The organism is Bacteroides sp. CAG:633 (assembly GCF_000435115.1).
GTDB classification, from domain to species: domain Bacteria; phylum Bacteroidota; class Bacteroidia; order Bacteroidales; family Bacteroidaceae; genus Bacteroides; species Bacteroides ndongoniae.
Genome location: NZ_FR883038.1, coordinates 6,911 through 18,900, shown reverse-complemented (window position 1 = coordinate 18,900; position 11,990 = coordinate 6,911). Strand labels below are relative to the sequence as shown.

Sequence of the window (11,990 nt, the reverse complement as noted above, 5' to 3'; positions counted from 1 at the left end):
CATACAAATACCCCGCTACAGACGTACAGAGACACGTCTGTGGCGGGGTAAATCATGGGCCGGATGTGTACAGGCAAACGCTCCCGTTATTGCACTTCGCTCGGTCGGAGTCCGAACGACTTGCAGCAAATCTCTTCAACGGGAATCTCCCAGATTTTAACGTTGCGTACGGCTGGGTCAGAATACCCGCACTTGTTCTGTGTGTAATGCTCCATGAAGAGGTCGAGCACGCGACGTTTTTCCTCCATGTCGTCGATGAAGCGTACCCGTCCGCGGCACATCACGCTGCGGCTTTTCATGCTATAGCTACAGGCTACCTGTTGGTGCATGTACACCAGTTCGTGACCTTCGCAGAAACTGATGCAGACAGCCGGATGCTGTTGCACCATGTCCAGTTTGCTTCCTTCGGGACCAGAGTGCAGGAAGATGGTGCCGTGTTCGCCCTTCGAAGCGTCGTAGGCGAAGTTCATGGGGATAACGTAAGGATTCCCGTTCAGGTCGGTAAGTCCTACTGTGCAATAAGGGCATTTGCGTATGATGCCTTCTATCTCTTTCGGGTCGGTGATACAGATTGTCTTCATAATCTTATGTTTTTGTGGCAAAGTTACACGATTGTATGGAAAAAGCAAGTGTCTTAGTTTACCAAATCGGCGAAAATAGTAGACATTAGTATGCTTTCTCCAATATATCGTTATCAGGCTTGCCGTTTTTCGTTTTTTGTTCTTGAATCTTTGTTGTTGGCATAATTTTTGTATAAGAAGCTTAATTTTCTCCTTTTTTCAGCCTTGACGGCTTTTTTTTAACCAATTTCTTTGTCGTTCTTTAATTAGTGCTTACGTTTGCACGATATATAAAGTGAAAGCAGACCTTGGCGCGCAGGCCTGCTTTCCTTTTTGATAAAAAATAATTAATTATAAAAACTTACATGAAAGTCAAAGACCTTATTTCACTGTTCAGCTTGCTGGCCGTGTTCCTCTTCACTGCATGTAGCGATGACGATGACAACACTTGTTCCTATCTGGACTTGAGCAAGCAAGTACTGACACTGACCGGAGGCGAAGCCACCACTTCTACCTATTCGTTCGGTGTGAAGGCATCCGATGCCACCATTCCTTATCTGTGTCTCTATGTAGACAAAAAAACCGTTGACAATGTTGCCAAAGGTGAGTTACCCAACTATTTGATGAACGACCTGAAGAAACAGGCCGAAGCCAAAGGTACTCCGTTTGAGCAATATGTTGCTTCGCTGACTTATACCGGCGATCAGAGCAACCTGAAAGTAGAAAACCTCTTGCCCGGCCGCATCTACGAGTTGGTAGTGTTCGCTGTAGACGGCACACGTGCAGCCGACAAGGCAGAATATTTGTTCTTCCAGACTAATATGGCCGAGCAGGTAAATTGTACGTTTGATGTAGAAGCTGTTCCTTCGACCGATGGAGCACAGCTTATAGTGAATCCTTCCGACAAGGAACAGGATTACTATATCTGCTCTTTCCCCAAGTCTACTTACGACCAGGCCATTGCTATGGGATGGGACAACACGCAACTCCTGAATGCTTATTTCGGCGAGGAAATGAACGCCCGCTTGTCTCAGCTGGCTCCCGACGGTAACGTTACTCCCGAAATCATCGAGCAATTGCTGGCACAGCTCTTCCATCAGGGTGATTTGACATTCACCTTGTCTGGAGCACAGAGCAATACGGAATATGTGTGGATGGTAGCTGCCTTCGAGATAGTAGAAGTAGACGGTACGCTGAACTTTGTCATTGTTTCCGAACCGGGAATGGGTACTTATACCACAGAAAAAGGTGAGGACAGCATGATTGACATGAAGTTCGACATACAGGTAACAGACGTTACGGCTACATCGGCTAAAATCAAGGTTGTTCCCGAAGATATGGAGCAGACCTACATCTGGTGTTACGACCCGTACGATGAATCTACTGAGGGTAAGACTCCGATGGAGATAGCAGAACAGTTTGTAAAATCTCAGGGCCCGTTCATTGGTTTCGTAGTAAAAACTGGTATACAAGAAGCGCCTGCTGCTACACTGACTCCTGGAGTAAAACATTATGTGCTCGCCTTTGCATACAATAGAAGTATCGGCAAAATCGTAAGCGAACCACAATGCTACGAATTCAGCGCACTGCCTTCCGAAGGCGATCCTTCGAAGATGACCTTCTCTTATTATATCAATTCACTCTCTCCCTATCAGGTGAACTTTGATATTATGCCTTCCGACGAGACATTGCCTTACACAACCCTTCTTCTTCCCGATGAAGAATACAACGAGGCTGAAGCTAAGGAAGCTGTTGAACAGGAAGTGAAACTGATGTACGAAGAAAGCTTGCGTTTCGACCCCGAGAAACCTATGAGCACATTCCTGTACGAAAGCTATTATCGTCCGGGTTCGCGCTACTACAATGTGTATAACAATCTGATACCAGGTAAGTCATATACATTGAGCTACTTCGCATTGGATCTGGAAGGTAAGGTAGCACGCGTACAGGCCGATAAGTCGTTTGTTGTAGCTCCTCAGCTTTCGGATGTAAAAGTAACAAGTGAATGTCTGGGATACTTCGACGGTGATGAGGAAGCAGGTCAGATCTTTGGCGATGCTGAAGCAACCAAGGGCCGTGCCATCATCGTTATGCGTTTCACTCCCTCAGAAGGCGCTAAAGATCCTAAGTACATCTTGGTAGACAAGGTTTATGAACAGATGTCAGATCAGGAATTGTACTCTTCTTTCAATTGGACTAATATCTCTGCCGAACAGCATTACTATGCTTATGTTCTTGCTGATTGGAATACCAACTATTCATGCTTCTCGTATGGTAAGAATGCAGATGGCCTCGAAGGCAGCATGGATCGTGTATCGATTGGACAACTTATTCAGGCAAAAGCTGGTAGCATTGATGAGCTGAAAGACATCATGGCTGGAGCCGGTTCGAATACCAGAATGTTCAACTTGCCTAACAAGAAGATCGTAGCCAAAGCCGAAAACAAGGCTAGCAATAAGATACAGGTGCCTTACCGTCCGGACGTACAGCCGCAGGCAGCTGCCCAGCCGGTAGTATTTGGTAGTGATTTCTACCTGCCGTTGGCTAACCCTGTGAAGAAATAAACATATCATTCAATTATCATTATAAAAAGAAACATGAAACATAAACTGATATACCTGTTGTCATTCTTCTGCCTTCTTGTGGCTGGATGTAATGATGATGACGATCCTGTAATGGTGTTGTCGCAGACAGAGTTCAACGAAATATCTCATGAAGGAGGTATCTGCAAAATAGACATCACTAGTAACTATGAGTGGACAGCTACCAGCGATAACGACTGGTGCAAAGTATCGAAGCAGGAAGGCGTGGCAAACTACACGCTGGCCGTTGAAGTAGAGGCCAACTTGGGCGAAGCCCGTACCGGTAAAGTGACAATCACTGCACAAGGTACCAGCTATACAGTTACCATCAGCCAGCAAGGTCTGACCGAGGGACAGGAATTGAAATACAGAATTCCTATTGTATTCCATGTCATCTATGCCGATGAAAACGATCCGACACAGAACATTCCTGCTGAGGAGATATATTCGCTGATTGAGAATGTAAACAAGATGTATCGCAACGCCGGTGGTGAAAACACTGTAGATCTGAATATGGAGTTTGTACCGGCTGAGCTTGATCCTCAAGGCAACCTGATGGAAGAGCCGGGTATCGACCGTGTAAAATGGTTGACTGCCGAACTTGATGAAACAGACGTAATGAACGACAATACCCGCAAGTATGTACACTTCTTGTGGGAACCCAATGATTATGTAAATATCCTGGTATATCGTTTTGTCGGTTCTACTACACTGGGTATCTCTACCTTCCCGTATACTACGCAGACTCACCCGATGGACGGTACAGACGTATTGCCTGACATGAACATCACACTGGCTAATCTGAACTATGTACGTGGTGTATCTATCAACAATGCTTTCCTGGGCAATGCAGACGATTACCTGACTCCTTATGCTCCGGAGAACTATAAAGAAATCATAACCAAGCAGGTAGACGGTAGCATTACGTTGGCTCACGAACTGGGACACTATTTCGGATTGCGTCATGCCTTCTCTGAAGCAAATGTCGGATGTCTGGATACTGACTACTGTGAAGACACAGAAAGCTACGATTATCAGGAATATACGATGTTTGTTCAGCAGATCTATCAGCTGATGGAGGAGCAAGGTCAGGATTATGCTGACTCATTCGACTGGGAATGCTTGTTTGAGCGTTCTACTTGCAAAGGCGCGAAGTTTGTTTCACACAACATCATGGACTACGCTTACAGCTATCTGGACGAGTTCACAGCCGATCAGCGTCTGCGTGTTCGTCACGTGCTCGACTACAGCCCGATGATACCGGGTCCGAAGCAGACACGTGCTTACCTGAGCACAAAGGCTGTTTCCGACGCTCCGATGGATCTGCCTTTCTCTGTATCTAACTGCGGTCCCCGTGGTCTGATTGTGACTAATAATAAGTAAAAATAAGGTCTTTGCCTGTTAAGGCTGAAAATAAAGCAGCCGTTTCCCGAAAAGAAACCATTGGTTTCATCAGCGGAAACGGCTGCTTTTGTTATGTATAAGGTTTGCTAAGGTAGGAAGATAGCAGGCTTTGTTGTTTCTGCTCTTATTCTTCCAAAGCAAAATCCAGTTGTTTCTTTTCCAGATTGGCGCGTGCTACGCGTATGGTGATGGGGTCGCCCAAACTATAAGTACGGTTCTTACGGCGTCCACGCAGGCAGTAGTTCTTTTCGTCGAACTCGTAATAGTCGTCGTCCAGGTCGCGGATAGGAATCATTCCTTCACATTTGTTCTCGTTCAGTTCTACATAAAGTCCCCATTCGGTGACGCCCGATATAACGCCGTCGTACACCTGACCCAACCGTTCGGTCATAAATTCTACTTGCTTGTATTTGATGCTCGACCGTTCGGCATTGGCTGCCAGTTGTTCCATGGCACTGGAGTGTTCGCACAGAGCTTCGTATTTCTTCTCGCTGACGGTACGTCCGTTTTCGTCTATATATTTGGTAAGCAGGCGGTGAACCATCATGTCGGGATAGCGTCGGATGGGCGAGGTGAAGTGCGTGTAATAGTCGAATGCCAGTCCGTAGTGGCCGATGTTGTGCACCGAGTAACGGGCTTTCTGCATGGCCCGTATTGAGACGGTTTCTATCAGGTTTTCTTCTTTCTTTCCCTGAATGTCGTCCAGCAAGTGATTAATAGATTTTGATACGTCGACTTTGGTGCCTGAAGTACGCAGTTTGTAGCCGAATCGGGCGATAAATTGCGCCAGATTGTCTAGCTTTTCGGGATCGGGCAGGTCGTGAATACGGTAGGGGAATACTTTGGCTTTCTTTCCTTTTGGTACACGTCCGATGCGTTCAGCCACTGTCCGGTTGGCCAGCAGCATGAATTCCTCGACCAGCTTGTTGGCGTCTTTTGAAACTTTGAAGTACACACTGATCGGCTTACCTTTCTCGTCGATTTCGAACTTCACTTCGTAGCGGTCGAAGTTGACGGCGCCGGCGGCGAATCGTTTTTCGCGCAACAGCTTGGCCAGGCGGTCCAATTGCAGGATTTCTTCCTTGTAGTCGCCTTCGCCTGTCTCGATGGTCTGCTGAGCTTCTTCGTAGGTGAAGCGGCGGTTACTTTTGATGACGGTATGTACGATGCGCGAGTTGATGACTTCGGCTTTGTCGTTCATCTGGAAGATGACGGAGTAGGCCAGCTTTTCTTCATCGGGGCGCAAGGAACAGATGTAGTTGCACAGGCGCTCGGGCAGCATCGGTATGGTGCGGTCCACCAGGTAGACAGAAGTAGCACGTTTCTCGGCTTCCTTGTCGATGATGCTACCTTCCTTGACGTAGTGGGTCACGTCGGCAATGTGTACGCCGACTTCCCACAGGCCGTTCTCCAGTTTGCGGATGGACAGAGCATCGTCGAAGTCTTTGGCATCTTTGGGGTCGATGGTAAAGGTTGTTACCTGCCGGAAGTCTTCGCGGCGGGCTATCTCCTCGGCTGGTATTTCGTCGGGGATGCGGTCGGCAGCTTTTTCTACAGCCGTCGGATAGGTGTAGGGTAAGCCGTATTCGGCCAGAATGGCGTGCATTTCGGTATTGTTATCGCCGGCACGTCCCAGTATGTCGATGACTTGTCCGATGGGGTTCTTTGCCTTATCGGGCCATTCGATGACTTTCACGATGGCTTTGTCGCCGCTTTTCCCGCCTTTCAGCTTGTCTTTCGGTATGAAGATGTCGTTGGCCAGGGTACGGTTTTCGGTGACGAGGAAGGCATACGATTTGGACACTTCAAGTGTGCCTACAAAGGTGTCGTTAGCCCGTTCAAGGATTTCGATTACCTCGCCCTCGGCTTCACGTCCGCGACGTTTGGCATAGAAAGCGATCTTCACCTTGTCGCCTGCCATGGCGTGAGCCGAATTGCGTTCGGCAATAAAGATGGGATCTCCTCCGTCGTCGGGGATGAAGGAGTTCTTTCCGTTGCTTTTGCGCTGGAAAGTACCGGTCATTTCTACGCCGTGGGTATTGAGTTTGAATTTGTTTTTATCCGTTTCGTTGATATAGTCGTCTTCCTGCAATTCGTGCAAGATGTCTATGCACAGCATTTTCAGCGGGTGTGTAGTCAGATGGAGCTGGTCGAAAATGTATTTGAGCGGTAATACTTCGCCTTGTTTCTGATGGAAGAGGTCAAGCAATACTTTGACAAGTTCTTTTTTACTCATCCGTTTGCCGGCTTTCTTCTCTTTTTTTTCTTTTTTCTTTCCCATAATTCAATTGTTTATTTAGGTGGGGAATAGCCCTTTCACTGTATAGTACAAAGATAGCGAAAGGTAAGAGCAGAGACAAACGAAAAACAAAGTTTTTCAGATTTGGCTATGCCGAACCGCCTCCTATCTTCGTGAAACAAAGATAACAAACAATTGCATTCGGTAGTTCAGAAAGGGTCTAAATTCTTGCCGATGTGCAGATTTTGAGGATGCAGAAAGTCGCTGGTTGCGGAATTGTCGTATCTTTGCTCCGCCTTTTAATGGATTTCGTTATGAGTTCGCAATTATTGAGTCAGAAAGAAAAAAGCACCGAAGAGTCTGTTCGCGAGTCGGGCATCTATCGGGTGACGCTGATAGGAAGTGTGGTCAATCTGCTGTTGCTTGTTTTTAAGTTTGTGGCAGGTGTGTGCGGGCATAGTGCGGCCATGCTGGCCGATGCCGTTCATTCGTTGTCCGACTTTGTAACGGACATCATTGTGATCGTCTTTGTACGCATTTCGTCGAAGCCTGAAGACGAGGGACATGACTACGGTCATGGCAAGTACGAGACGCTGGCTACAGCCATTATTGGCTTGATATTGCTGTTTGTCGGTTTTGGTATTTTGTGGAATGGAGCTACTTCCATTTGGAGTTTCTGGCAGGGAGGTGAGCTTCAGGAACCGGGTATGCTGGCTTTGTGGGCGGCATTGGTATCTATCCTTTTTAAGGAATTACTCTATCAGTATACGGCTTTCAAAGGACGCAAGCTGAATTCGCAGGCTGTGGTAGCCAATGCCTGGCACCATCGCAGTGATGCACTTTCGTCCATCGGTACGGCTGTTGGCATCGGTGGTGCTATTTTGCTGGGTGATCGTTGGCTGATCCTTGACCCGTTGGCAGCTGTGGTAGTCAGCTTCTTCATCATGAAGGTAGCCATTCAGTTACTGGTACCTTGTATCGAAGAACTGCTGGAAAAGTCGTTGCCTGCCGAGGTAGAGGACAAAATCAAGCAGGAAATTCTTTCTTTTCCGGGAGTTTCCGCTCCGCATCACTTGCGTACACGCCGGATAGGCAACAGTTATGCCATCGAGGTACATATCCGTATGGACGGAAAAATCTCGTTGGAAGAAGCGCATCATACTGCTACGGCTATCGAAAACCGTCTGAAGAGTGAGTTTGGCAACCGTACATACATCAATATTCATGTAGAACCAGTAAAATGATTATGGAAAGAATGAAAAAATCGATTTTGATTACGGGTGCCAGTGGCTTTATTGGTAGTTTCCTGGTAGAAGAAGCGTTACACCGGGGATTCGACACCTGGGCCGGAGTCCGGGCATCGAGCAGCCGGAAATACCTGCAACAGCCTGAACTGCACTTTCTGGAACTGGACTTTGCACATGCCGACCGCCTGTCCAGTCAGCTTAAGGCTCATCGTGAAGTTCATGGATCGTTCGACTACATCATTCATTGTGCCGGAGCTACCAAATGTATCGATCAGGCCGATTTCGACCGTGTGAACTACGAACAGACTCGTGCGTTTGCCGATACGCTGCTTCGTCTTGATATGGTGCCGCAGCAGTTTGTTTTCATCAGTACGCTAAGTGTCTTCGGCCCCATCCACGAAGATACGTACGAGCCTATCCGCGAGACAGATACTCCCCAACCCAATACCGCATACGGACGCAGCAAGCTGAAGGCTGAACAGTATCTGATGGGACTGGAAGACTTTCCTTATGTGTTCTATCGTCCTACAGGGGTTTACGGACCTCGCGAGCGTGATTATTTCCTGATGGCTGAGTCTATCAAGCGGCATACCGACTTCTCGGTGGGGTATCGTCGGCAGGATTTGACTTTTGTCTATGTGAAGGATGTCGTGCAGGCTGTCTTTCTGGGCATCGAGCGTCAGGTGACACGACGTGCCTATTTCCTGTCCGACGGGCAGGTGTATGCCAGCCGTACCTTTTCCGACCTGATATGTCGCGAACTGGGTAATCCGCTGATTATTCGCATCCGATGTCCGTTATTTCTGTTGAAAGTTGTATCTTTGCTCGCAGAGCGTTGGGCACGGCTTCGGCACACAGCGAGCACGCTCAACCGTGACAAGTATAATATAATGAAACAACGCAACTGGCAGTGCGACATAACTCCCGCCGTTCGCGAGCTGGGCTATCGGCCCGCTTACGACCTGGACCGTGGTGTGAGGGAGACCATTGCCTGGTATAAGAAGGAAGGATGGCTTTAGATATATTCAAGATGGTAGATACCCGTAAGGGACTGTTTGCGATAGAGAAAGTATCGCTTATCTACAACCTGCTGACGTCGATACTGATACTCTTTCTGTATCAGCAGTTGGATCACCCGCTACGCATGCTGGGCGACCGTGCGCTGATAGCAGGTATGACATTCCTGCTGATGTATCTTTACCGGCTGGCACCTTGTAAGTTCTCTGCATTCATACGTGTAACGATACAGATGGCGCTGTTGTCTTACTGGTATCCGGATACTTACGAGTTCAACCGTCTTTTCCCCAATCTCGATCACATCTTTGCTTCGGCCGAACAATGGCTGTTTGGCGGACAACCAGCCATCTGGTTTGCCGAGCGGCTGCCTTACATGTGGGTGAGCGAGCCGCTCAATATGGGTTATTTTTTCTATTATCCCATGATGCTGGTCATCGTGTTGTGGTACTTCATTCATCGCTTCGACCTGTTGGAAAAAGTATCATTCGTCATCATTTCCTCCTTTTTCCTTTACTATTTCTTCTACATTTTTGTGCCTGTAGCAGGGCCGCAGTTCTATTTTCCGGCTATCGGTATGGACAATGCCCTTCAGGGAGTTTTTCCGGCTATTGGCGACTATTTCAATCATAATCAGGAGTTGTTGCCCGGTCCGGGCTACGAACATGGCTTTTTCTATAACCTCGTAGAGAGCTCGCAACGGGTTGGCGAACGTCCTACCGCCGCTTTCCCGTCGTCGCATGTAGGCATTTCTACCATTCTGATGATTATGGCGTGGCGTGGCAGCCGTTGGCTTTTCGCGTGTCTGATGCCTTTCTACGTGCTTCTGTGCTGTGCGACGGTATACATTCAGGCTCACTACCTGATCGATGCCATAGCGGGCTTTATTTCGGCTTTCGGACTTTACGTTTTGACGACATGGATGTATAAACGCTGGTTCGAGCAGCCAATGTTCCGCTGATGCCAATGTGCTAAGAAACTCCTTCGGAATCTTTCATTTCAAAACCCCGTGGGTTTTCATTCAAAACGCCCGGACTTTCTTCTCAAAACGCGTGGGCTTTTCAAGTGAAACACGTGGCCTTTTGAGACAAAACACGAGGGCTTTTCGGACAAAATGCGTGGGCTTCTCCGAGCGGACTCCTCTTCTATAGTCCGGTCGTAATCTTTGTCAGAGCTACGACCGCAGCTTTCAGCCGGGAAAGATCCGCTGTCTGATGTCGTCGAAGATGCGGTACAGTTCGTCTTTCGTCTCGGCCCGCAGCATGGCGATGCGTGTGTCGCGGAAGTTGGGCAAGCCTTTGAATACCGGGCTGGCTGCCAGATGCCGGCGTACGTGCAGGATGCCGCGTCGTTCGTCCAGCAGGTTGACGCTGTCTTCTACCTCTTGTCGCAGTATGTCCATGCACCATTGGGGTGTCAGGGCAGGCAATTCTTCGCCCGTCTCCAGATAGTGTTTTACTTCTTTGAATATCCACGGACGTCCGAAACTGGCGCGGCCTATCATGATAGCATCCACACCATACAGTTCGAAGCATTCGCGGGCACGCTGCGGAGTAGTGACATCGCCGTTGCCGATGATGGGGATGTGCATCCGCGGGTTCTTCTTTACTTCACCAATGAGCGTCCAGTCGGCTTCGCCGGTGTACATCTGTGCGCGGGTACGGCCGTGAATGGTCAGAGCACTGATGCCGCAGTCCTGCAACTGTTCGGCCAGGCTGACGATGATCTTGTGGTCGGCATCCCAGCCCAAACGGGTTTTTACGGTGACGGGAATCTTCACCGCATCGACTACCGAACGGGTGATTTCGAGCATCAACGGAATGTTCTGAAGCATGCCCGCTCCTGCTCCCTTACCAGCCACCCGCTTCACGGGACAGCCGAAGTTCAGGTCCAAGATGTCGGGGCGCGCCTGCTCTACTATTTTGGCGGCTTCGACCATCGTTGCCGTGTCGCGTCCATATATCTGTATGGCTACGGGGCGTTCTTCGTCGCTGATGTTCAGTTTCTGTTCCGTTTTGCTGACGGAGCGTATCAGCGCGTCAGCCGATACGAATTCGGTGTACACCATGTCTGCACCGAAGCGTTTGCACATCAGTCGGAAAGCGGGGTCGGTAACGTCCTCCATCGGGGCGAGGAGTACAGGGCGTTCGCCCAAGTCTATGTTGGCTATCTTCATATTCTGTTGCGTTTTGGGTGCAAAAGTACGGAAAAAAGAGTGCTTCGCTGCAAAAAAGAGTTATCTTTGTGTGTGATTATCATATTAATGGGAGACTGGATATGGCAACAATGGGATTGGAGGCGCAGAAACTGATGTTAATGCGTGAAATTATCAACAGTGACGATAAGACCTTCTTGCAGGAAATGAGCAATGCCTGTAAGGAGATAAAGAAACGTCTGGCCAAAGTCGCAGATACAACAAAGGACGAAAAGGCCGGTAATAAAGAACTTGTTCTCCACGAGCTGAAGGAAGCCATCTTGGAGTTGAATGATTACAAGGCCGGCAAGATTCAGGCGCGTCCTGCCGAAGAGTTGGTTAAAGAACTGCTAATGGAAGAGGAAGCATGATAGAGATTAAGACGATTCCTCCTTTTGACCGCGCACTGAAGAAGTTGCAGAAAAGATATAAATCGATAGTTGCTGACTATCTGACCTTGCTCGAAGAATTGAGACAAAATCCTTTTGCAGGAACAGATTTAGGTAAGGGTGTGCGTAAAGTACGCATGGCAATCTCGGCAAAAGGCAAAGGGAAAAGCCATGGCGCACGTGTTATAACTTATACAGAAGCCATTGTAAAGATAGACGAAGGAACCTTGATTCTATTTTACATTTACGATAAGGCTGATAAAGAAAGCATTTCCGAGAGCGAAATACGTGATTTACTGGAATACATCAAATAATAACAATGGAACTGAAAGACTTTGAAATAATGGCCCCTGTCGGCTCG

At 48.2% G+C, this 11,990-nt stretch carries 10 protein-coding genes; 7 read left to right on the top strand and 3 right to left on the bottom strand.

The window, feature by feature from the left end:
• Positions 1-86: 86 nt before the first annotated feature.
• The gene (locus QVP67_RS05430) at positions 87-581 is read right to left on the bottom strand and encodes a pyridoxamine 5'-phosphate oxidase family protein (RefSeq protein WP_022162549.1); all 495 of its coding nucleotides are present in this window, start codon (positions 579-581) and stop codon (positions 87-89) included.
• A 344-nt stretch (positions 582-925) separates the two neighbouring features.
• Here QVP67_RS05430 and QVP67_RS05425 point away from each other — a divergent pair, with 344 nt between their 5' ends.
• Together QVP67_RS05425 and QVP67_RS05420 are read left to right on the top strand one after the other, a co-directional pair.
• A complete protein-coding gene (locus QVP67_RS05425; RefSeq protein WP_022162548.1) occupies positions 926-3,124 on the top strand; it encodes a hypothetical protein in 2,199 nt (732 codons plus the stop codon).
• Positions 3,125-3,157: 33 nt separating this feature from the next.
• Positions 3,158-4,525: a zinc-dependent metalloproteinase lipoprotein gene (locus QVP67_RS05420; RefSeq protein ID WP_022162547.1), complete on the top strand. Its 1,368-nt coding sequence runs from the start codon at positions 3,158-3,160 to the stop codon at positions 4,523-4,525.
• 145 nt (positions 4,526-4,670) lie between these two features.
• Here the strand turns inward: QVP67_RS05420 and rnr are convergent, their stop codons facing one another.
• Positions 4,671-6,827 carry a ribonuclease R gene (gene rnr, locus QVP67_RS05415; protein WP_022162546.1) on the bottom strand — a complete coding sequence of 719 codons (2,157 nt, stop codon included), beginning with the start codon at positions 6,825-6,827 and terminating at the stop codon, positions 4,671-4,673.
• Positions 6,828-7,099: 272 nt separating this feature from the next.
• Here rnr and QVP67_RS05410 point away from each other — a divergent pair, with 272 nt between their 5' ends.
• Genes QVP67_RS05410 through QVP67_RS05400 form a run of 3 tightly spaced genes read left to right on the top strand, consistent with a single transcriptional unit; the run spans position 7,100 to position 10,007 of the window.
• Complete coding sequence (locus QVP67_RS05410) at positions 7,100-8,029, top strand: cation diffusion facilitator family transporter (RefSeq protein ID WP_022162545.1); 930 nt, start codon at positions 7,100-7,102, stop codon at positions 8,027-8,029.
• 11 nt (positions 8,030-8,040) lie between these two features.
• Positions 8,041-9,051 (top strand): NAD-dependent epimerase/dehydratase family protein, encoded by a 1,011-nt coding sequence (locus QVP67_RS05405; RefSeq protein ID WP_022162544.1) that lies wholly within the window; start codon positions 8,041-8,043, stop codon positions 9,049-9,051.
• Positions 9,042-10,007 carry a phosphatase PAP2 family protein gene (locus QVP67_RS05400; protein WP_022162543.1) on the top strand — a complete coding sequence of 322 codons (966 nt, stop codon included), beginning with the start codon at positions 9,042-9,044 and terminating at the stop codon, positions 10,005-10,007. Before QVP67_RS05405 ends, QVP67_RS05400 begins: the two co-directional genes overlap by 10 nt.
• A gap of 228 nt (positions 10,008-10,235) precedes the next feature.
• Here QVP67_RS05400 and dusB read toward each other — a convergent pair whose 3' ends face one another.
• Positions 10,236-11,222, bottom strand: coding sequence for a tRNA dihydrouridine synthase DusB (dusB, locus tag QVP67_RS05395; RefSeq protein ID WP_022162542.1), 987 nt, complete (start codon positions 11,220-11,222; stop codon positions 10,236-10,238).
• A 101-nt stretch (positions 11,223-11,323) separates the two neighbouring features.
• Here dusB and QVP67_RS05390 point away from each other — a divergent pair, with 101 nt between their 5' ends.
• A complete protein-coding gene (locus tag QVP67_RS05390; RefSeq protein ID WP_022162541.1) occupies positions 11,324-11,611 on the top strand; it encodes a hypothetical protein in 288 nt (95 codons plus the stop codon).
• Positions 11,608-11,943, top strand: coding sequence for a type II toxin-antitoxin system RelE/ParE family toxin (locus tag QVP67_RS05385; protein ID WP_022162540.1), 336 nt, complete (start codon positions 11,608-11,610; stop codon positions 11,941-11,943). Before QVP67_RS05390 ends, QVP67_RS05385 begins: the two co-directional genes overlap by 4 nt.
• Positions 11,944-11,990 lie beyond the last annotated feature (47 nt).

What these genes read in the sequence shown, in the direction of transcription:
- QVP67_RS05430 (WP_022162549.1), bottom strand. Translation starts at nt 581, where the DNA reads ATGAAGACAATCTGTATCACCGACCCGAAAGAGATAGAAGGCATCATA.
- QVP67_RS05425 (WP_022162548.1), top strand. Translation starts at nt 926, where the DNA reads ATGAAAGTCAAAGACCTTATTTCACTGTTCAGCTTGCTGGCCGTGTTC.
- QVP67_RS05420 (WP_022162547.1), top strand. Translation starts at nt 3,158, where the DNA reads ATGAAACATAAACTGATATACCTGTTGTCATTCTTCTGCCTTCTTGTG.
- rnr (WP_022162546.1), bottom strand. Translation starts at nt 6,827, where the DNA reads ATGGGAAAGAAAAAAGAAAAAAAAGAGAAGAAAGCCGGCAAACGGATG.
- QVP67_RS05410 (WP_022162545.1), top strand. Translation starts at nt 7,100, where the DNA reads ATGAGTTCGCAATTATTGAGTCAGAAAGAAAAAAGCACCGAAGAGTCT.
- QVP67_RS05405 (WP_022162544.1), top strand. Translation starts at nt 8,041, where the DNA reads ATGAAAAAATCGATTTTGATTACGGGTGCCAGTGGCTTTATTGGTAGT.
- QVP67_RS05400 (WP_022162543.1), top strand. Translation starts at nt 9,042, where the DNA reads ATGGCTTTAGATATATTCAAGATGGTAGATACCCGTAAGGGACTGTTT.
- dusB (WP_022162542.1), bottom strand. Translation starts at nt 11,222, where the DNA reads ATGAAGATAGCCAACATAGACTTGGGCGAACGCCCTGTACTCCTCGCC.
- QVP67_RS05390 (WP_022162541.1), top strand. Translation starts at nt 11,324, where the DNA reads ATGGCAACAATGGGATTGGAGGCGCAGAAACTGATGTTAATGCGTGAA.
- QVP67_RS05385 (WP_022162540.1), top strand. Translation starts at nt 11,608, where the DNA reads ATGATAGAGATTAAGACGATTCCTCCTTTTGACCGCGCACTGAAGAAG.